We start from the raw sequence: 20,676 nt of genomic DNA on the forward strand, positions 1-20,676 counted from the left end.
GCAGAGAAATCGTTTGTATTTCTTATGTATCTCAATCTGCATTTGGAAAATTTAAAAATTCTTAAGAATTTTTATGAGAAAAATATAAGAAATATATGGGAAATTTATACTATACAAAAGGGATGGAGTGAAAGAGATGTCAACAAATGTAGTTACTGTAGAAAGTGTAGAAAAAACGTATGGGAAAAGAAATGAGAATCAGTCAAAAGCATTAAGGGGTGTTTCATTAAGTATTAAAGAAGGAGAGTTTGTAGGGATTATGGGTCCTTCTGGATCTGGTAAAACGACATTATTAAATGTGATTAGTACACTTGATCAAGCGACAGGTGGTAGTGTAACAATAGCTGGCACAAATATTACTTCTATGAAGGGGAATGCATTATCAGATTTTCGTTCTCAAAAACTAGGATTTATTTTTCAAGACTTTAATCTACTAGAAAATTTATCAATTTATGAAAATATCGCTTTACCACTTTCCCTGCAAGGCGTACCGTCAAGTGAGATTACTGGAAAAGTAAATGGGGTTGCGACGAAATTAGGGATTACTGAAATTTTAACAAAATATCCGACTGCTGTTTCTGGTGGACAAAAACAAAGAACAGCGGCAGCACGAGCTTTAGTACATAATCCGGCAATCGTATTAGCAGATGAACCGACAGGAGCACTTGATAGTAAAAATGCAAAAAGTTTATTAGAAGCGATGCAAGATTTACATGAAAATCACAATGTAAGTATTTTGATGGTAACACACGATGCATTTAGTGCGAGCTATTGTGAACGTATTTTATTTATACAGGATGGACTTCTTTATAAAGAGTTAAAACGTCAAGGAACACGAGAAAATTTCTATCAAGATATTTTAGGTGTGCTTGCCCAAATGGGCTCAGCAACTGAGTCGAAGTAAGGGGGGCGAGACTATGTTATTCAAATTATCACGTCATAGTATGAAAAAAATGTTAAAGGATTATATGGTTTTACTTATTGGTCTAGTCATTAGTATTAGTATTTTTTACATGTTCCAAACGATGGCGATGAATAGTGAATTTACAAAAGATAATAGTCTTATTAGTAGTATTAGGCTCGTCTTCTGGGTTGGTGCAATATTGCTTTCTTTCATTACAGTTTTTTATATCATATATGCCAATTCTTTTTTACTTACATTAAGAAGAAAAGAACTCGGTATGTACATGATGCTTGGAGCGAAAAAGAAAAAAGTAGCGCAATTATTATTTATTGAGACTTTTGGTATGGGGATTGTCAGTATTATTATCGGTATTTTAGTAGGAATAGTACTTGCTAGTGTAGCAGGAAATTTTTTAATGAATGGAATGGAAATTTCAGCAAAAGGTAATTACGCATCTGTGTACACACCAGCTATATTAGTTACATCTATTTTCTTCTTAATATTATTTTTCATTACTGGTTTAATGAATAGTTTCCGATTATTACGTAAAACAGAATTAGAGTTAATACGTGAAGATGAAACGCAAGATGAGGTGAAGAAAAGTAAGACTCGCACTGTTATTATGACAGTACTAGGTGTATTGCTAGTAAGTACAGGATACTATTTTATGGTGAATATAAAAATGTTTGCTGAACTAGGATTTATAATAGCGACAATTGTTACGACAGTAGGAACGTATTTCATTTTTAGCTCGTTGCTCCCACTTTTTGTAATGAAAATTAAGGGGAATAAAAAACGAAATGAAACGGGATTAAATAGTTTTACTTATGCACAGTTACGTTTTCGAGTAACTAGTTTATCGAGGGTACTAGGCACTGTAGCGATGTTAATTGCATTAGGTGCAGGTGCAATGACAGCAGGTATGGCGTTTCAAAAGAATGTAGGCATTATGACAGACTTCTCACGTGTATATGATGTCGTAATTCATGATCCAAATGAGCAAGATAAAGCGGCATTAAAAGAAATGGAAATTGTTGAAGAAAACAAGTATAAGTATAAAGTAGATGGAGAAGCGGTTTATTATTTACGTAACGACTTAACTGAAAAACCACCACTTATTTCAGATCATTTTGATACAAAGACTTTAAAAGAACCTGCTCGTAAACGTGTGGCTACACCTTTAACTGAACCTGTCTATTCTGCTTTGGAAGCTCCTGAAGTAGCGAATAAGCTTCCTCGTATGCCAAAAGATTGGGAAGATGCGGTTGTAAGAGAGATACAAATTACACATAATCAGTTTAACGGAAAACCGGTAAGAATTGCAGATGAAGAGCATTACAAAGGAATTCAAGGAACAGAACATACTGTAACATTAGCAAAAGTAGATGATATGAAAAAATATAAACCATTGTTGCTCGATATAGATAAGAGACAAAAAGAATTAATTGAAAAAACAACAGGCGCAAAAGTAGAACTATATACGAAAATGACAATTTATCAGTTCATGAACAGTTTCATGAGCGGAACAATGTTTATGGGGTTTTTCCTTGGAATTGCGTTTTTAGCAATGATGGCGAGTTCTCTTATGTTCAAAATATTAACAGGCGCTTCTCGTGATGTACGCCGTTATGAAATGCTACGAAAAATCGGTGTGAGACGTAGTATGTTAACAAAAAGTATATATAAAGAAATCTCATATTTATTTATATTCCCAGCAATTATTGGAATTTCCCACGTGTTAGTAGGGCTTAACTTATTCAGCTTTATATTAGTTGACCCGTTTGTAAAAGTGTGGATGCCAATAGGAATCTTCATAGTAATTTATTTCATTTATTATTGGATTACTGTCCAACTTTATAAAGGTATGGTAATGCCGAAAGAGGAAGTAGCAAAATAGTTTAAGAAAAGAGTCCTTGTTTTGAAAACAAGGACTCTTTTTATTTGTAATACATTGTGACCAAGCCTTCCTATGATTAATGTATTGAAAATTAAGAAAATATTAAGGGTTTATATAGCGGAAAGTTAAGAAGTGTATGGGATATTAAGAATGTAAAAAAGATTGAGATGAAATTGGAAAGTGCAATTATTGTACATTCATATTTTTTTGAGGTAGTTTTACAGAACTAAATTGTTATTTTTACAAATTTATAAGAAAGGAAACGTCTTATGAAGAAGATAAAAAAATTAGTAAAACGTATTGCAGTCACTATTATACTATTAATAATTATGGCTTTAGTATTTCCTACATGGACCTCGCAAATAAAAGGGAAAAACAGTATAAGTACATTAGAGCAAGTAGAGATAAATGGAAGTGGTCATGAAATTATGATACGCGGAAAAGATAAGAAGAATCCAGTTATTCTCTTTATTCATGGTGGACCAGGTTCTTCAGAAATACCATATGCTCAAAAATATCAAGACTTATTGGAAGAGAAATTCACAGTTGTTAATTACGATCAAAGGGCAAGCGGGAAATCGTATCATTTCTTTGAAGACTATTCGAATCTATCATCAGACCTACTTGTAGAAGATTTATTAGCTATGACAGATTATATTTCAAAACGTCTTGGCAAAGAAAAAGTAATATTGGTTGGTCATTCTTACGGTACATATATTGGAATGCAAGCTGCCAATAAAGCCCCTGAAAAATATGATGCATATGTTGGAATAGGGCAGATGAGTGATACAGTAGAAAGTGAAATGGATAGCTTAAACTATGTTATTGAACAGGCACAAAATGCGGGGAATACAGATGAGGTTTTCTATTTAAAAGGGTTAACCGAAAAAATTAAAAATGGCGATACATACACTCCGCGAAATTATGTTGCGAAATATGGTGGAACATCAAGACTCATTGAAAATCCAGATGGTGATAACATGAGGATGCTATTTAGTAATGAATATAACTTGTTAGACGTAATTCGTTATAACGTTGGATTATCACATTCTCAAACTGTCTTATTAGAAAAAGATTTAAGGAATCCATTATCTACTAAAGTAACTAAGCTGAATCTACCGCTTTATTTTCTTATGGGTAAATATGACTATAATACTTCATTTCATGCAGCAAAACAGTATTTTGATAGAATTGAGGCGAATCAAAAAGAATTTATAGCTTTTGAAAACTCAGCACATTACCCTCAATTTGAAGAGAAGGAAAAGTTTTATGAGTGGTTGTGTGATACATTCGTAAAATGAAATTAAATAAAAAAGCACTTATTTTAAAAATAAGTGCTTTTTTATAGTATATAATCGAGCGAGAAGGAAAATGTTGGATAATAGTCGAAAGATATAATACAACTTCAGAGAAATGACGAGAATCGATATGTTTTGTCGAGAGAGGAGTTATTTTATTAAAAGGTATAGGTACTATACATAGTTTTAATTTCTGAATATTCATTTAAACAGAAGGGGTAATAGTTATGTTCATTCGAATTGGTAAGTGGTGTGGGGTTACATGTTTACAATTATTTGCGGCGCTTATTTGTATTCTATTTTTAGGGGCACTACCGCGTTTATTTAAGGGATTACAAATTGATTTAATCGGTTTTTGGAACACAGTTGTGTTTCTTGGAGAGAAGTTACTTCAACCAGGTGAAATTACGTATGGATTTCGGAATTCAAGAAAGTTATTTCCACAAATATGGATTCATTATGTAGAAACAATGTTTGTATTTATTTCGGCATTTATACTATCTTTACTCATTGCGTATCTTATCGTTGTGTGGGTATTACAGCGCTCTCAATCAAAGCAACGTATGTGGAATGGGATTTTCGTCGCACTTGAAAGTATTCCGGACATTTTATTAATTTTATTATCTCAACTTCTAGTAGTAATAATCTTTCAAAAGACAGGTTTTATGCCAGTGAAATTTGCAGGACTTGGAGAGGAAAGGGCTCGCCTGTTACCAATAATATGCCTTACTTTACCTACAACATTATTATTTATTAAGTTACTACTATTACGTTTCAGAGAAGAATTAGAGAAAGATTATAGTATATTTGCTAAGAGTAAAGGGCTAAGTTTAAGACATATTTTGATGCACCATATTTCAAGAAATGTCTTGTTAACAACAGTCTATTACGCAAAAACGAATATTTTATTTATGTTATCAAACTTATATATTATTGAATGGCTGTTTAATACGTACGGTATGTTCGTTTTCGTGAAAGAAAATTCGAAATTAGAAATATTTACAGTGAGTTTAGTTTTATTATACGTACCGCTTTTTATACTATTTCGTTTATTACATACGCTTTTACAAAATGTTATAAAGGAGCGTGTGTAACATGTGGCAAGTTGTAAAAAGAGATGTGAGATTTTGGCTAGGTGTTACTTTTTTGAGTGTACTAATGATTGTTAGTATTGGAAATACGCTGTTTTTCGATGGGAATATTCGTGAACTAACGATGATGTATAACGAAAAAGGAGAATTAGAGGCTGCTCCGTTTTCACCGTCGAGTAAATTTTGGTTCGGAACTGATGAGAAAGGCCGTGACCTGTTCCAGTTAATAATAGAAGGAGCGAAATGGACAGTTGGTGCAAGTATCGTTATCGCAGTTTTACGTGTAGTAATTGGAGGAGCTATTGGTTTATTACTTGGTATGTACAGTAAACGCTCATTTCCAGTTATCTCATCTTTTTTTGATCCGTTTAGTATTGTACCAATGATTATGATTTCCTATTTTATGTTAAATGCAGTTTTAACGTTTGAAAGTGGAGAGGCTGCTGCTCCGTTTCATTTACGGGTTGCGTTTCAAATTATAGTTCTTGCGTGCCTTGCTGTACCAACTGTTATGTTGTATGTAGCGCAAGAAGTAAAACGTATTAAGAATGAAGAATTTATGTTGGCGGCCACTGTGCTCGGCGGGAGTAAGTGGCAGAGGTTGAAACGCCATGTATGGCCGCATATGCTACCATCATTTCTTTTATTAGTAGCCCAGCAATTTGTAAGTACTTTATTACTCCTCTTGCATCTTGGTTTGTTAGAATTATTTTTTGGCGGAACAATAATTTTTGGTACAGAAGCAGATAGTGTAACAAAAGAATGGACTGGCCTAATTGGTCAAAACTTCCGTCATTTAACCACACATACATGGATTGTACTTATACCAATTGCTTTTTATAGCATGACAATTTTAGCGGGAAATCTAGTTAGTAATAGTATGCAAGATGCGATTAAGCTAGGGAATGTTAGAAGAGCGAATCGGAAGAAGGAAGAAGTGAAAGTAGAGAAACAAATACAGCCTACCATGAATGATTTTTCATTTCATAGTGAGGTGCAAAAATAAAAAAAGATAGCTGAAGACAAATTGTTTTCAGCTATCTTTTTTTCTTTAAAGTGGTGGTAAATCAATCTTACCTTCTTCAAATAATTCTTTTATCATATGTTTCGTATAACCGGCTGCTTGACCAAATGTGATTTTTGCTGGCATTGGTGCTTCATTTACATCTACAACTACATCAATAATGCATGGTTTACTTTGTTTTACTGCATTTTCAAAGGCGGGAAGTAAGTCATCTAACTGTTCTACACGGTATCCAATACCACCGCACGCCTCAGCATATTTTGCGAAATCAGGATTCGTTAAGTCTGTACCAAATTCAATATTTCCCATAACTTCTTGTTCAAATTTAATCATAGCAATTTTATTATTGTTTAATACAACGACAACGATTGGCAGTTTATATTTAACAGCTGTTACGAAGTCATTCATTGTCATTCCGAATCCGCCGTCACCACAAACTGCAAACACTTGTTTATCCGGGAAAGCAATTTGTCCAGCGAGTGCACCAGGTAAACCGCAGCCAAGTGTTGCAAGCCAACTAGAAATGATAAATTGCTGGTTTGTCATGCGGAAGTGCCTTGCTGTCCATACTGTTACATTTCCAACATCGACCGAAAGAATTGCGTCATCTTCTGCTACTTGTTGCAGAGCGTGCATAACTCGCTGTGGTTTAATTGGAGTCGAAGAATCTTCTTCTTGATTGTGTAATTTTTCTTCCCACTTTTTCATCATTTCTTGATGATGCTCTAAGAAGGAATGGTCCTCGTGTTTTTCTACATTTTCAATTAACCATTTTAATGTTTTATCAGCATCACCAGCTAAGCCGATATCTGTCGTATAACGTTTCCCAATTTGTGCGGGGTCTGTATCAATATGAAGTGTTTTTGCTTTTTCGGGTAAGAAACCAGTGAACGGATAAGAAGTACCAACCATAATTAAAGTATCTGCATGCTTCATTGCTTCATAAGAAGGTTTCGTCCCGATTAATCCTAATCCACCGATACAAAGAGGGTGTTCATCAGGAACAATCCCTTTAGCTGGTAATGTAAGTACGATTGGAGCACCGATATGTTCTGCAAATGCAAGTAAAGACTCTCTCGCATGTTTAGCTCCTTTCCCGGCTAAAATAACAGGTTTTTTCGCTTCATTAAGTGCGAGTTTCGCTACAGCTAAATCTTCTTCTTGCGGAAATATTTCTGGTAATGTAAAGGAAGAGTTTGTAATGCGCGCACCATTTTTCACTTCAAATTTTGGAACATCATCTGGAATTGTAAGAACAGAGACACCTTTTTTTGTATATGCCATTCGAATCGCTTGATTCACTACAGCAGGTAACTGTTCAGCTGACATTATTCGTTGGTTATAAACCGCAACGTCATCAAACATTCTTTCTAAGTTTACTTCTTGGAAAAAATCCGTTCCGAGTAAATCGCTTTCTACTTGTCCTGAAATTGCTAGTACAGGAGCTTGATCGAGTTTTGCATCGTATAAACCATTTAATAAATGAATCGCTCCAGGTCCTGCAATAGCCATACAAACACCAAGTTTTCCTGTTAATTTCGCATAGGCTGCCGCTGCTAACGCACCAGCTTCTTCATGGCGAACTTGAATAAATTTAATTTTATCTTGTTTTTTTCTTAAAGCTTCAATAATAGAATTAATGGAATCTCCAGGCATACCATATATGTGTTCTACACCCCAGTCAATTAAAAGATCCACTAATGCTTCACCGGCTGTTTTTCCAAACATAATCGTTCCTCCTTATAATAGGTAGATAACATTATGTTTTGGAGAAAAAGGAAAAATATACAAATAATAAATTTTTTCGCTTTAATGATGACCAGCGAATAAAGTAAACACTGTTATTAGTAAAAAACCACTAGTTGCCCACATGAGAAATGTAAGGAAAGAGAGCTGTTTCTTTGCTTTCCAAAGCATTTCGTGAATTGTGACATAGCCAAGAGAACCAATTGCGCTTCCCATAATAAGTCCTTGTAAATGGAGAGCTTTCCCGTCCATCAAAATGCCAAAAACAGTACCGGTCCCTAGGATGAGAGAAAGTAATAAAGTTGTTAATAAAAATGAAATATATTTATGTTTTGTAAAAAGAAATGGAATAATTAAAGCTAATCCTTCTGGAATATGGTGAATGACAATCGCAAGTAAGAAAGGAATGGCAGAGTCATTATGATTTATAAACGCTGTACCTAACGCAAACCCACTCGGCATATTATGAATGAATATAGCAAAAGAAAGAAAAAGGAAGGTTTGCCATGCTTGTTGATCTTTCTTATGTATAATCGGATGATGACAATAGTTATCTAATAAGCTCATAACTAAAATACCGATAGCTATACCGAGCATAGGCCCAATTATTTCATAGCTTGAAAATGTTTCAGGAATAATTTCAAGTGATAAAAGCCCAAGCAAAATCCCACCACATAATGCGTATAAGCGATGCATCTTTTCTTCAATTAGTTGGCGTGTTGCTACTCCAACAGCACCTCCTAATAGTAACCCGCCGAACGAAAAAAACGTAACGATTATTGGAATCCATAAACGTTCCATATTATCACACTCCGATTCTATACCCTTGTTTTTAGCTTACTAACAGGCGAGGCAGATTAGTCCAAATGATAGTGTTTGATTATGGAGAAAAATCTATCAATTCGTTATAATCTATATATCGAATTTAACAGAAGATGTGAAATGGGGAATAAGATTGCAAACAAAAAGGATTCTTTTCATGTTTCAATGAAATCTTAACGCTGGTAAATGAAGAGTATTGGTACGATGATGAAGATTGTTTCCTTGTAGATCCTTTTCATATGGAGCTACTTTTGAAAGGAGAACATATTACTTTAACACCAATGGTAGAAGAGTATAAGCGTTTAGGAATTGAAACAGATTCATTTCATCCTACCAAACTTATTCGTTTTTTAACTTCTATGTATAAGGAGAAATTCTGGATACAGCCCTCGGACATATTAGATGAAATCAATGCAGAATTTAAACCAAATCTATTTTATCAAACAGAAGAATGGGAACATCCTAATATTAGTGATGATCAAAAACCGAGTGAGAGCATATTCTTTCAAATTTTAGCTAAAGCGATTGAATTAAATAATGTGAATTTGATAACTGTAGGGAAAGTAAATAATGATTGGACCAATTGGACATGGAGTGATTTTGAAAAACAAGAAGAGGATGACCTTTAAATCAGAAGATGAGGAAAAGATAGAGTGTGTTGGCATAGGTTCATAGTAACTCAGCTGTTCTCGCAGTAACGCTTATTTTTGTAAACGCCCACTAAATGATAACATTTCTACATCCTAATTCAATTTGTATATAAGATAAGGAGCTACTCAGTAGCTTCTTATCTTATTATTTGTTCCGTAATAAACGCATACTGTTAAGGATTACAATAAGTGCAGCGCCTGTATCACTTAGGACAGCCATCCAAAGAGTGAGCCAACCTGGGAAGATAAAGGCAAGGGCGATAAATTTAATAATCAATGAGAACCAAATATTTTGTTTTATGATGTGCAATGCTTTCCGACTTAGTTTCATTGTATAAGGAAGTTTTTCAAGATTATCTGCCATTAATACAATATCTGCCGTTTCCATTGCGGTATCAGTTCCTGCACCGCCCATTGCAATCCCTAGGTTTGCAGTAGCGAGGGCAGGGGCATCATTTATGCCGTCCCCAATCATAGCCACTGTTTTTCCTTCAGATTGAAGTTGTTTGACAGAATGAACTTTATCTTCTGGAAGTAAGTTAGCAAAATAACGATCTATTTTTGCTTTCTGTGCAATATGTTCAGCTGTTCCTTCATTGTCTCCTGTTAACATAATAGTTTCCTGAATACCTGATCGTTTTAATTCTTGAATTGTTCCATAAGTAGTAGAACGAATGGAATCTGCTACTGAAATCATACCTAAAATGACTTTGTTCGTTCCGACAAGTATCACGGTTTGACCAATTCTTTGCATTTCCTGAATTGGTTCGTTCCACATTTGAAGCGAAACTCCAAAATCTTCATATAATACTTTATTTCCAGCGTAGTATGTTTCGCCATCTATCGTGACTTGCGCACCTTTTCCTACAATGGCGCGCAAGTCGGTTCCACTTTGAATAGAAGTTTGGTGTTCTTTCGCATATGCCGTAATGGCTTTTGCAATGGGATGATTAGAGTATTCTTCAATTGTTGCTGCGATGGATAATAACTCATCTTCAGTACAATCTACGCTTCGTACATGCATTACTTTTGGTTTTCCTTCAGTCAATGTTCCTGTTTTATCAAACGCAATAGCATTTAAAGAACCTGCAATTTCTAGAGCTGTACCACCTTTAATGAGTACACCGTTTCTTGCTGCATTTCCAATTGCAGATACAATAGCAACAGGAGTTGAGATAACTAAAGCGCAAGGACACGCAACAACAAGAAGTTCTAAACCTTTATAAATCCATTCCATCCATTCGCCCATACCAAGAAGGGGTGGGATAATCATGACACCAATTGCTAATACAAAAACGATAGGTGTATAGATTTTTGCGAAACGATCTACAAATGCTTCTGTCGGTGCTTTATTTTCCTGTGCTTCCTCTACAAGATGAATAATTCGAGATAATGTAGTATCCTCAACAAGTTTAGTTACTGTAATCTCAATCGAACCTTCTTCATTGATTGTTCCTGCATATACGGAATCGCCAATTTGTTTATCGATTGGGATAGATTCACCAGTTATTGGCGCTTGGTTTACAGTAGAAGTACCTCCTATAACTGTGCCGTCTAATGGGATTTTTTCACCTGGCTTTACAACAATCGTTGTATTCACTGCAATATCATCAACAGATTTTTTTATAAGTTCAGTTCCAATTTTTACCCAAGCTTCTGATGGGGCTAAATCAATTAATCCACGAATAGATTCTCTTGTGCGTTCAATAGATTTATTTTGTAGCGTTGCCCCTAATGCAAATAGCCAAACAACTGTTGCGCCTTCTAGCCATTGACCAATTAATGCGGCACCAATAGCGGCTGATATCATGAGAACGTTCATATCGAGTGATTTACTTCTAATTGCATAAAAGGCACTTTTAGCAGGTTTATAACCACTAATACCAATGCTCACCGCATAGAGAAATGTAATAAGAAGAGGGGATATGTTTGTAAAGTTTCCTCCAAATCCTAAAGCTAAAAATAATCCTGAGAGAATCAAAGTTGTATTTTTTGATTTTGAAACAGGTGTTGATCCTCTACGAGCTCCAGCTAAAGTGGCTTCAAAGCCTGCGTTAGATACTTCTTTTATAATGTCATCCACATTTCGGTCATGACGAATATGCATTTTTCCAGTAGCGAAGTTTACTCGAACTTCCTCTACGCCAGAAACGTTGTGTAGATGCTTTTCGATTGTTAAAGCGCATGCACCGCAATCCATACCTTCTACAAGATAAGTTTGTACGCCATCTCCTGATATTTTCTGAGTATTAAGAAGAGGTGATGGATCTTCACATGAGCTATCACTACAGCAAGAAGATTTTGATGTCATTGATTCTTTTTGTAGGGCTAATTCAGCTGAACAACAAGTTTCAGTTTTAATAGAATTGTTGTTACTACTACAGCAAGAGGTTTCCTTAGTAATAGGGATAATTGGAATCTCTTTTTTAGAAGAGCAACATGACGATGTTTCTTTTGTAGTTTTTTCTTTTTCAGTTTTGGTTTCACCATTACAACAAGAAGTGTTTTTAACAATTGGCACAATAGGAATCTCTTTTTTGGAAGAGCAACAAGATGCAGTTTCCGTTGCTAATTCTTCTTTTGTGGATGCTATGGAAGAATTTTCACAGCAATTTGTTTGTTTTTCGCTCTCCTTTTTATCTGTCATATCAGTTCTCTCCTTTTTGAGATAAACAACCATCGTTTTTATCACATGATGCTACTTCATTTTGCACCTCATGAAAGACAACATCGAACATTGTAAGTAACTGTTCAATTTGTGTACTGCGTAAAGAATAGTAGACATACTTTCCTTCTTGTCTACCTAGGATGATGCCGCATCCTTTTAAACAGTTTAGGTGTTGTGAGATATTTGACTGATTTCCTTTAGTGATTTCTACAATTTCGGATACCGTTTTTTCACCATCTAACATACATTGAAGAATCTGAAGTCTAGTTTTATCAGCAAAGCCTCGAATAAATTTGGCTTTTATATCTAAGTCATTTGAGTTACACAATCGTATCCTCTCCATTCGTATTAGTAATAACTAATATGTTTATTCTTTATTCATATTAGCATTGGCTAATATGTGTGTCAAAATGTTTTCGAAAAGTCTGATAAAAATTACTGAGCTTTGTTTTTTGCTGTGAGAAGGAATGTAAATAATGAATAAAAAATAATATAGTTAGTGGAAGCGAAGGGTATGTTATAGTGTTTGGTGCACGCATTAAGAAATTTTAGGAAACAGGGGAGAGAAGTTCTTTGTTTAATTTTCAGGGTATTTCAAATGTAAACATTGACTGGGATTTATTTCTCATGCTAACATATAGATAATTTAATCAAGGCGGTGGAAATATATTGGACTCAGATGTTGACTCGGATAGGTGGCTAAATGACCTCGATTTTCTCAGAGTACCCCTCATCATTTTGAGAATGTAGATTGTATACAATCTCATGTTAATGTGTATGAAATTGTAGGTATGGAAAGAGAAAATATATCAGGAGGTGAATCCTTTAGTTTCAAGGAAGCTAAGGGAATTAGTTGGACATATTTAATTTAATCATGGTAGCGGTTTTAATCGCATGTACTGCATTTTTCGTGGCAATTGAGTTTGCTATTGTAAAAGTAAGAGGATCAAAGATTGATCAATTTGTATTAGAAGGAAAGAAGGGTGCGCTGGCAGCTAAGAAAGTGACATCAAACTTGGATGAATATTTGTCAGCTTGTCAATTAGGGATTACAGTTACAGCAATGGGCCTCGGGGCACTAGGTGAACCAACGATTGAGAGACTTTTACATCCTTTATTTGATAAGTGGAACATTAATCCTTCTATTGCAGGTGTATTATCTTTAGGAATTGCTTTTACTATAATGACGTACTTACATGTTGTAGTTGGTGAGTTAGCACCAAAAACATTTGCGATTCAAAAGGCTGAGAAGGTTACTTTATTACTTTCGGCTCCGCTTATCTGGTTCTACAAAATCATGTATCCGTTTATTCGCTTGTTAAATGGCTCTGCAAGGATGATAACAGGAATGTTCGGCTTAAAACCTGCATCAGAGCATGATGTAGCACATACAGAAGAAGAATTACGATTGATTCTTTCTGAAAGTTATGAACGTGGAGAAATTAATCAAGCTGAATACAAATATGTAAATAATATTTTTGAATTTGACAATCGTATTGCGAAAGAAATCATGGTCCCTCGTACAGAAATTATAGGGCTACATGTAGATAATTCTTTAGCAGACCATATGAAAATAATCCGTGATGAAAAGTACACACGTTACCCAGTATTTGGGGAAGATAAAGATGAAATCATTGGTATGGTGAATGTGAAAGATTTCTTTATCCGTTATATGAATAAGGAAGCAAAAGAATTCAGTTCTATTCAATCGTATACGCGTCCAGTAATTGAAGTAATTGAGACCATACCAATACATAATCTTTTACTACAAATGCAAAAGAAACGTATTCCGTTGGCTGTGTTATATGATGAATACGGCGGTACGGCTGGTATTGTAACCATTGAGGATATTCTGGAAGAGATTGTAGGAGAAATCCGTGATGAATACGATGAAGATGAGCGTCCTCCCATCCAACAAATGAAGGAAGGTCATGTTGTCGTAGAAGGTAAAGTATTAATTAGTGAATTAAATGATTTACTAGGATTACATATGAATGATAGTGATGTTGACACGATTGGTGGTTGGATTCTGATGCAGAATTATGATATCCAGGAAGGGCAAACAGTGAATAGCGAAGGATATGCATTTAAAATTCTTTCTAAAGACCCTCACCAAATCAAACGTGTTGAAATACAAAAAGAAATGTTGGAAGCAGCAACTGTATAGTTGCTGCTTTTTATTCAGCTGATACATGGTAGCCATCCTCATTAAATTCATTGATTGATCAACTCTTTACCTGTTAACACATTACCGAAATAGGGAATGATTGTTTCCTTTGCATTCCAGGTTCAACACCCCTTCGATATTGTAAAATGTATCTCATTTATACAAATTGTAATATAATTTAAATGTAAATTCGTAGCGTAAAATAGATTAAAAGTAACAAATGTTGAGAAAGGATTCCCTTGTTAAAATTAGTATTTGTATTTCACTAGATAATAAAAAATGTAGAATGATTTCATTTCTGACATTGTTATTTACTAGTAATCAAAATAAAGGAAATTCTCGGCTGGAAATTTTTATACAGTCATAAAATGGAGGCAATAGTTATGCAGCAAATTAAAAAAATAGGAAACGCATTTTGGTATATGACACCTGTTTCCGAGACTGATAGACCTATCTTAGGAATGGTAGTTGGAAAAGAAAAGACTTTGATGATAGATGCAGGTAATTCAGAAGCACATACACAATTGTTTTTAGAAATGCTAAAAGAGCAAAATATCTCAAATCCTGATTTTGTAGCATTAACGCATTGGCACTGGGATCATATTTTTGGATTGCCTGTATTACAAAATGCATTGTCTATCGCACATTTTGAAACAAAAAAAGAGATGAACACACTTGTTTCTTATGAGTGGTCGGATGAGGCATTGGACGCACGAGTGAAAGAGGGTACAGAAATTGAATTTTGTGCGGACTGTATAAAAAAAGAGTTCAGTGAAAAACCAAGAAATATTCAAATTCTTCCGCCGTCCTTAACCTTTCAGAAACAACTTGAATTAGACCTTGGTGATGTGACATGTGTGTTAGAGCATGTGGGCGGAGACCATTCACATGACTCTGTTGTCATTTATATTAAAGAAGAAAAGATTTTGTTTTTAGGAGACTGTATATATGCAGATATCTTTTCTGCAAAGCGGAACTATACAACGAAACGAACGTTTAAACTGATACAAGAATTAGAGGAATTTGATGCTGAGACATATATTCTTTCCCATGGGACAGCTATAAATCGGGATGAGTTTTTACAAGAAATTCATTTGCTAAAAACAGTAGGAACTTATACGGAAACTCATAAAGGCGATGAAGAGAAGATAAAGGCATCGTATAAACGAGACATAGATAGAGAATTAAATGAAGATGAATTAGAAACAATAACGTTTTTTGTAAATGGTTATGAAATGAATAATCTGTAAAATACAACTCTAATCAAATTAACGCTTATTTTGATCAAATATAATATAATTGCACAAAAAGAGTATTGAAAGTTAATTCAATACTCCTTTTAATAAGTAAATATTAAGTCGCAACCAATTTGAATTTTTTTGCAGGCTCATCATCTGAAGTTATACGACTTTATTTATTTTTCGTATAGATAGAATTTCAAGTAGAAGCTTTCTTTGCTAATTCAGTTATATAGTTGAAAAATACATCACGTTTTACATCATAAACGACATTTACAGGTCGCCCATCATCAGTTGCCACTGTACGTCCTTGACTAGGTCCGTATGTATGAACAATACTTTTAATCGCTTGTACCTTTGCAAGATCAGCTTTCCCAGCAAAGGCAGCGGTTAATACATCCCACAAATAGTAAGTAGAGTTCGTTGAGAAGTGAACGAGAGGGGGAACCATTGCATAGCATTGACCAAGGAAATCAACACCAATATACTTACGCTCTTTTGCCCACTGTTCACGTATGTCTATAGTTAGCGGAACCTGGTTTGTACTTTCTAGAGTTACTAAATCAATGATTATATTAGCATTCCAAACACGAGCTACTGCTTCGGGATCCCAAAATGAATTCCACTCGGCTGTTCCGTCATGTTCTGGCTCATGTACATTGCCTGCAGTACGAAATGTACCGCCCATCCAAACGAGACGTTCAATTTTATCTTCGATTATTGGAGATTCATATAGTGCACGAGCAAGGTCAGTCAGGGGCCCTGTAAATAATAAAGTTGTTTTTCCATCAGTTTGTAGAAGAGTCTCTATTATATGATGATGTGCAGGTTTTTTTGATGCAGGTGTAACAACTTTCCCAAACTCATTTAAAATTGGTAAAGCATCTACATAAAATGCATGCATCCGCCATTCTTTTGGAAATGGGTTTTTTCCACGAGAGTTGGACGCTGCTACCTCAATATTATTTTTGCCGAAGCGATCTATAATTTTACGACTGGCAGACATTGCTGGTTCTAAATAACAATCTGCAGGAATAACTGAAACACCTGTAAGTTCTACATTTTCCATCTGGAGTAGTAAAAATAGTGATATTAAATCATCTACACCACCATCATGATTGAAGTACACTTTTTTCATCATTTTAATCTCCATTCTTTAAAATTTAACCAGGAATTAAATTTTAATTGATGAAAAATCATCAATAATTTCCACCACTTCAATTCTCCCATTAATCAGTAACTCAGGAAGTTCATTTCTAACGTTTCCTTTCCAATACTCTCTAGCTTGTTCCATTTTTTGAGCGAAAGGAATACCATCTTCTTTCGGCAAAAGGTTTCCATCACCTTCAAAAGAACTTCCGATTACTCGTAGTTTAACAATCTGCAAAACTTCTCGATTATAAGAATCAAATAGCGCTTTCCATTTCAAAGCATCCTCATAGCTTTTGGAAGCATATAAGCAAGACAACCTTGAGGGATATTCAGGAAATTCTTGCAGTCTAACCATTTCTACAATAGTTTCTCTAACCGCTCTAATTGTTTGATCTATATAATTCAGAACTACTTTAGCATTTTCATTATTTATATGTAATTCCTCATTGATATAATGCCTTTTTAAAATTTGAATGGAGTCTTCATCATTAGAATTTAATTGTTCTCTTTCAAAAAAGAAGTGATAGAGGGTATTAGTTTGATTTTTGTCAAAGTGAATGATTTGTCCGATACTCATTGTTTTCCTTGTAACGATGTGATATGCGTAAAATTCTGCTTTATTCACGGTTATCCTCCTAGTAGTAATTATCATATAATTCAATATTAAATTTAATAATTCGACATCAAAATATATAAAACCTTTGTAAGTAAAAAGTTATAAAGTGGGAGGATTGGAGTGAAGAGTGGAAGAAATGCACGTAAACGCTTTAAAAATGTTCACAAAATGTTCACTTACGAAGGAGTTTCCAATATCGATATAATGACAAAGACTCAAAGAGAAGGGATGATGAAAATTGCCAACAACAAGAAAGGAAAACCTCCAATTTGGTATGATGATGTGCCTCGGGATGGTTATCGTTATGACGTTTTACAATTTATTAATGAATGGAGCAGGAGGGCCAATTCATATTAAGGAGATCGCATTAGAACTAATAATTGGATTTATTATTGCGCTATTAATTGAAATATGTATCGTAGGACCGTGTGCGAAAAAGATTGTATTTGCATTACCATTTGATAAATCAAAAAAAGTAAACATGATTATTGCGATGGCAACAACAATGGTAATCGGAATGGTATTCTTTATGTCATTTTACGGAATGGCTATGATGTATTTACATAATGGGTTACATGGTGACTCATTCGCTTCAATTTATTTCTCGATTTTCATTAAAAATTTCATTATGGCGTACCCACTTCAATTAATAATAATGGGACCTCTTGTACGTTTCTTATTTGGAAAGTTTGTTTTGAAGAATAAAGCTGTTAATGTAGCGTAGTTTTAATTAATAAAATATTATATATGGATTAAATATTTTAAACACATCTCACATATTTTGAGATGTGTTTTTTCGTGTACATTACTAATTATTTTCATATCGATGTGACATTTGTCCTTTTGTCGTTGTAGTATTGTAGCTTTTAATTAAATCATAGATAGAAGATTAGGAGATGATTTTTTTGAAAGGTATTTTACTTTCAGTTTTTGGAGGAGTATTCATTACACTTCAAGGTACGTTTAATGCGAAACTTAGTTCAGATATCGGTATATGGTCGACGAGTATTATTACGCATTTAATTGGGTTTCTTATTGCAACAACTATATTTTTGTTAAAGAAAGAAGAGAAAGTAACGGATTTAAAGGGTGTAAAAAAAGTATATTTAGCAGCTGGCGCACTTGGTGGGTTGATTATTTGTGCGGAAACAATGGCGATATATTCAATGGGAGTTACATTAACAGCTGGAACACTTATGGTTGCTCAATTATTAACAGCTACTGTTATTGAAATGAAAGGATTATTTCATATAAAAAAGATACAAATGGAGAGATACCATATTGTGGGGACAATAGTAATGATTTTAGGTATTTTTGTGTTTAATATGTAAGGAAAGAAGGGACTGTAAGTGGATAATAAATCAGACTTAATTATTCAATATTTGAAAGCTTATAATATACTTGAAATTTTTTCAGGAATAAGTACTGACAGTTTTCAAGTAAATCATTTTGAAAAAGGCAAGCTTATTTGCGATAAAGATGATGAAATTCATCGTTTATATTTTGTTATTAAAGGAAAAGTAAAAGTTTACATGATTACACCAGAAGGAAAGAAACTAATCCTTCGCTTTATCAATCCATTAGCAATTGTTGGTGATATTGAATTAATACAAAATAGCAAAGCACATAATGTTGTTGAAGCTTGTTCAGATGTTGTAGCAATCTCCATTTCTAATACAGTTATTAGAAATAAGTTATTACATGATCCTATATTTATGAAGTTCTTGCTTGAAAACATTGCGAACACGTTAAAAATATCGACTCGTTTTACAGCTCTAAATTTACTTTATCCGGTAGAAGTACGTGTAGCTAGTTATTTACTTTCGATTTCAACGGATAGTAATGGGAATATGTATAAAGAGGATTTAGATTCAACTTCTGTATCAAGTATTACAGATTTTATAGGTGTAAGTTATAGGCATGTAATTCGAGTTTTACAAAAATTTTATAGTGAAAAATTAATTGAAAAGAATAATGGAGTTATTGTAATTAAAGATTTTTCTAGAATGAAGGAAGTTGCTAAAGATAATATATATGAGTAATGAAAGGGAGAGAAGGGTTATGATTGGATTTAGTTTAGCTATATTAGCTGGAATATTAATTAGCTTACAATCTGTTTTTAATACGAAAGTGAATGAAATTGTAGGACAGTGGTTAACAACTGCATGTGTTCTTGGAATAGGTCTCATAAGTTCTGTTTTATTTCATATCATTACAGAGAAAAGTATAAGCGTTAACTTTTATACTGCAAATTATTTATTTTATATAAGTGGATTGTTTGGTATCGGATTAATTATTTGTATAATGGGTGCAATAAAGAGTTTAGGTCCAGCTTATACGGTGCTCATTAGCCTTATTACTCAATTAGTTGTTGCATTATGTGTTGATACATTTGGATTGTTTGGAATGGAGAGAGTACCTATACAAATAAATAAATTAATTGGTATAGGTCTATTAATTGTAGGGGTAGGAATTTTTAAAAATTTTTTTTCGAATAAGAAAGCTATTACTATAAATGAGGATAGGGCCTAAAGAATTTAAAGGAAAAAGGTGTTAATAATTAGAACATATACATTTAGGTGGTAGTAAATGAGCGATAAGGAGAGAAAATAAGTGATTCAGTACATGTTGGAAGATGGTGTACATTATATTATGAGTGCAGTGACATAACTAGGAGGTTTCCACTATGACAGCTTTATTTAAAGCTATGGAGTTCCAGCTGAAAACTGAACGACTTGATCTGAGTATGTGGGAGGAATCCGATTCAGTCTGGATGAGAAAATTAATTGGCGAACGTGGTGTGGATATGCCAACCCTTGACGCCGTTCGTAGCATGCTTATAGAGATGCGTAAGAGAGCAGGCGAAAATGGCATTTCCCTTCTCACTATTCGCCGACGAGACGAAGGTGATTTCATCGGATACTGTGGCTTGATTATCGGTCGTTCCACACTGGAAGAGCCGGAGATCGCATACGAGTTGTTCCGCAGTGCTCATGGCAAAGGCTATGCGACTGAGGCAGCATCTGTTGTGCTGGACGCTGCGATTGCTACGGGGCGCCACAGACTTTGGTCGACTGTAGGCGCTTGGAATGTTGCGTCCTTCCGGGTGTTAGAAAAGATAGGATTTAAGAGGCATCACAGTACGTGGGACGAGCGCGGTGAGATTGTTTGGAACGTACGCGACCTTTAGAAATCCCGGACCTAACTCGAAACTATTGAAAAGGAGAAGAGGTCATTAGTTTGGGCAAGAATCCAGATAAAGATAAAATAACTGATTTATAATTCAAATAGTGACAAACTATAACTGAAGCATGTCCTCGAAAGCGGAGTGTTGCCTTCGCACCGAGGCTATGCCCTCCCCAAAAAACCAATCGAACGTTTCAAGTTATATATCTTTATTATA

At 34.4% G+C, this 20,676-nt stretch carries 19 protein-coding genes; 13 read left to right on the forward strand and 6 right to left on the reverse strand.

Features of this window, described 5'->3' with window-relative positions; all coding sequences use genetic code 11:
- Window positions 1-136: 136 nt before the first annotated feature.
- From MKX37_RS11380 to MKX37_RS11400, 5 genes are all read left to right on the forward strand, one after another.
- A complete protein-coding gene (locus MKX37_RS11380; RefSeq protein ID WP_002127303.1) occupies window positions 137-904 on the forward strand; it encodes an ABC transporter ATP-binding protein in 768 nt (255 codons plus the stop codon).
- 13 nt (window positions 905-917) lie between these two features.
- Entirely contained in the window at window positions 918-2,801 is a 1,884-nt protein-coding gene (locus MKX37_RS11385) for an ABC transporter permease (RefSeq protein WP_078422464.1), read from the forward strand.
- Between the two features lie 269 nt (window positions 2,802-3,070).
- The gene (locus MKX37_RS11390; protein WP_078178807.1) at window positions 3,071-4,102 is read left to right on the forward strand and encodes an alpha/beta fold hydrolase; all 1,032 of its coding nucleotides are present in this window, start codon (window positions 3,071-3,073) and stop codon (window positions 4,100-4,102) included.
- A gap of 224 nt (window positions 4,103-4,326) precedes the next feature.
- Window positions 4,327-5,193, forward strand: coding sequence for an ABC transporter permease subunit (locus MKX37_RS11395; protein ID WP_002185902.1), 867 nt, complete (start codon window positions 4,327-4,329; stop codon window positions 5,191-5,193).
- 1 nt (window position 5,194) lies between these two features.
- Entirely contained in the window at window positions 5,195-6,196 is a 1,002-nt protein-coding gene (locus tag MKX37_RS11400; RefSeq protein WP_002168428.1) for an ABC transporter permease, read from the forward strand.
- Window positions 6,197-6,241: 45 nt separating this feature from the next.
- Here MKX37_RS11400 and MKX37_RS11405 read toward each other — a convergent pair whose 3' ends face one another.
- Both MKX37_RS11405 and MKX37_RS11410 read right to left on the reverse strand, forming a co-directional pair.
- Complete coding sequence (locus MKX37_RS11405; protein WP_002168427.1) at window positions 6,242-7,942, reverse strand: pyruvate oxidase; 1,701 nt, start codon at window positions 7,940-7,942, stop codon at window positions 6,242-6,244.
- An 81-nt stretch (window positions 7,943-8,023) separates the two neighbouring features.
- Window positions 8,024-8,761 carry a ZIP family metal transporter gene (locus MKX37_RS11410; RefSeq protein ID WP_002168426.1) on the reverse strand — a complete coding sequence of 246 codons (738 nt, stop codon included), beginning with the start codon at window positions 8,759-8,761 and terminating at the stop codon, window positions 8,024-8,026.
- 200 nt (window positions 8,762-8,961) lie between these two features.
- Between MKX37_RS11410 and MKX37_RS11415 the strand changes: the two genes are divergently transcribed.
- Window positions 8,962-9,411, forward strand: a complete 450-nt coding sequence (locus MKX37_RS11415; protein WP_408097850.1) for a DUF7003 family protein — start codon at window positions 8,962-8,964, stop codon at window positions 9,409-9,411.
- A 166-nt stretch (window positions 9,412-9,577) separates the two neighbouring features.
- Here the strand turns inward: MKX37_RS11415 and MKX37_RS11420 are convergent, their stop codons facing one another.
- Window positions 9,578-12,079, reverse strand: coding sequence for a heavy metal translocating P-type ATPase (locus MKX37_RS11420; protein WP_078422462.1), 2,502 nt, complete (start codon window positions 12,077-12,079; stop codon window positions 9,578-9,580).
- 1 nt (window position 12,080) lies between these two features.
- A complete protein-coding gene (locus tag MKX37_RS11425; RefSeq protein WP_002109853.1) occupies window positions 12,081-12,428 on the reverse strand; it encodes an ArsR/SmtB family transcription factor in 348 nt (115 codons plus the stop codon).
- A gap of 525 nt (window positions 12,429-12,953) precedes the next feature.
- On the opposite strand from MKX37_RS11425, the gene MKX37_RS11430 reads away from it, so the two are divergent.
- Window positions 12,954-14,267 carry a hemolysin family protein gene (locus MKX37_RS11430; RefSeq protein WP_002189551.1) on the forward strand — a complete coding sequence of 438 codons (1,314 nt, stop codon included), beginning with the start codon at window positions 12,954-12,956 and terminating at the stop codon, window positions 14,265-14,267.
- Between the two features lie 383 nt (window positions 14,268-14,650).
- Window positions 14,651-15,517 (forward strand): MBL fold metallo-hydrolase, encoded by an 867-nt coding sequence (locus MKX37_RS11435; RefSeq protein WP_033730092.1) that lies wholly within the window; start codon window positions 14,651-14,653, stop codon window positions 15,515-15,517.
- Window positions 15,518-15,704: 187 nt separating this feature from the next.
- On the opposite strand, the gene MKX37_RS11440 is transcribed toward MKX37_RS11435, so the two are convergent.
- Both MKX37_RS11440 and MKX37_RS11445 read right to left on the reverse strand, forming a co-directional pair.
- A complete protein-coding gene (locus tag MKX37_RS11440; RefSeq protein ID WP_002165856.1) occupies window positions 15,705-16,646 on the reverse strand; it encodes a nucleoside hydrolase in 942 nt (313 codons plus the stop codon).
- Between the two features lie 33 nt (window positions 16,647-16,679).
- Entirely contained in the window at window positions 16,680-17,282 is a 603-nt protein-coding gene (locus tag MKX37_RS11445) for a DUF2441 domain-containing protein (protein ID WP_078422461.1), read from the reverse strand.
- 229 nt (window positions 17,283-17,511) lie between these two features.
- On the opposite strand from MKX37_RS11445, the gene MKX37_RS11450 reads away from it, so the two are divergent.
- The 5 genes from MKX37_RS11450 to MKX37_RS11470 all read left to right on the forward strand — a co-directional run bounded on the left by MKX37_RS11450 (window position 17,512) and on the right by MKX37_RS11470 (window position 20,463).
- Window positions 17,512-17,997, forward strand: coding sequence for a hypothetical protein (locus MKX37_RS11450; protein ID WP_002185892.1), 486 nt, complete (start codon window positions 17,512-17,514; stop codon window positions 17,995-17,997).
- 181 nt (window positions 17,998-18,178) lie between these two features.
- On the forward strand, window positions 18,179-18,604 hold the full coding sequence (locus MKX37_RS11455) for a DMT family transporter (protein ID WP_003189141.1): 426 nt from the start codon (window positions 18,179-18,181) through the stop codon (window positions 18,602-18,604).
- A gap of 18 nt (window positions 18,605-18,622) precedes the next feature.
- The gene (locus tag MKX37_RS11460) at window positions 18,623-19,315 is read left to right on the forward strand and encodes a Crp/Fnr family transcriptional regulator (RefSeq protein WP_078422460.1); all 693 of its coding nucleotides are present in this window, start codon (window positions 18,623-18,625) and stop codon (window positions 19,313-19,315) included.
- 19 nt (window positions 19,316-19,334) lie between these two features.
- Window positions 19,335-19,805, forward strand: a complete 471-nt coding sequence (locus MKX37_RS11465; protein ID WP_002127321.1) for a DMT family transporter — start codon at window positions 19,335-19,337, stop codon at window positions 19,803-19,805.
- 154 nt (window positions 19,806-19,959) lie between these two features.
- Window positions 19,960-20,463, forward strand: a complete 504-nt coding sequence (locus MKX37_RS11470) for a GNAT family N-acetyltransferase (RefSeq protein ID WP_002012819.1) — start codon at window positions 19,960-19,962, stop codon at window positions 20,461-20,463.
- The last annotated feature ends 213 nt before the right edge of the window (window positions 20,464-20,676 follow it).

Source organism: Bacillus sp. FSL R5-0709 (genome assembly GCF_038004785.1).
In the GTDB taxonomy this organism is placed as follows: Bacteria; Bacillota; Bacilli; order Bacillales; family Bacillaceae_G; genus Bacillus_A; species Bacillus_A mycoides.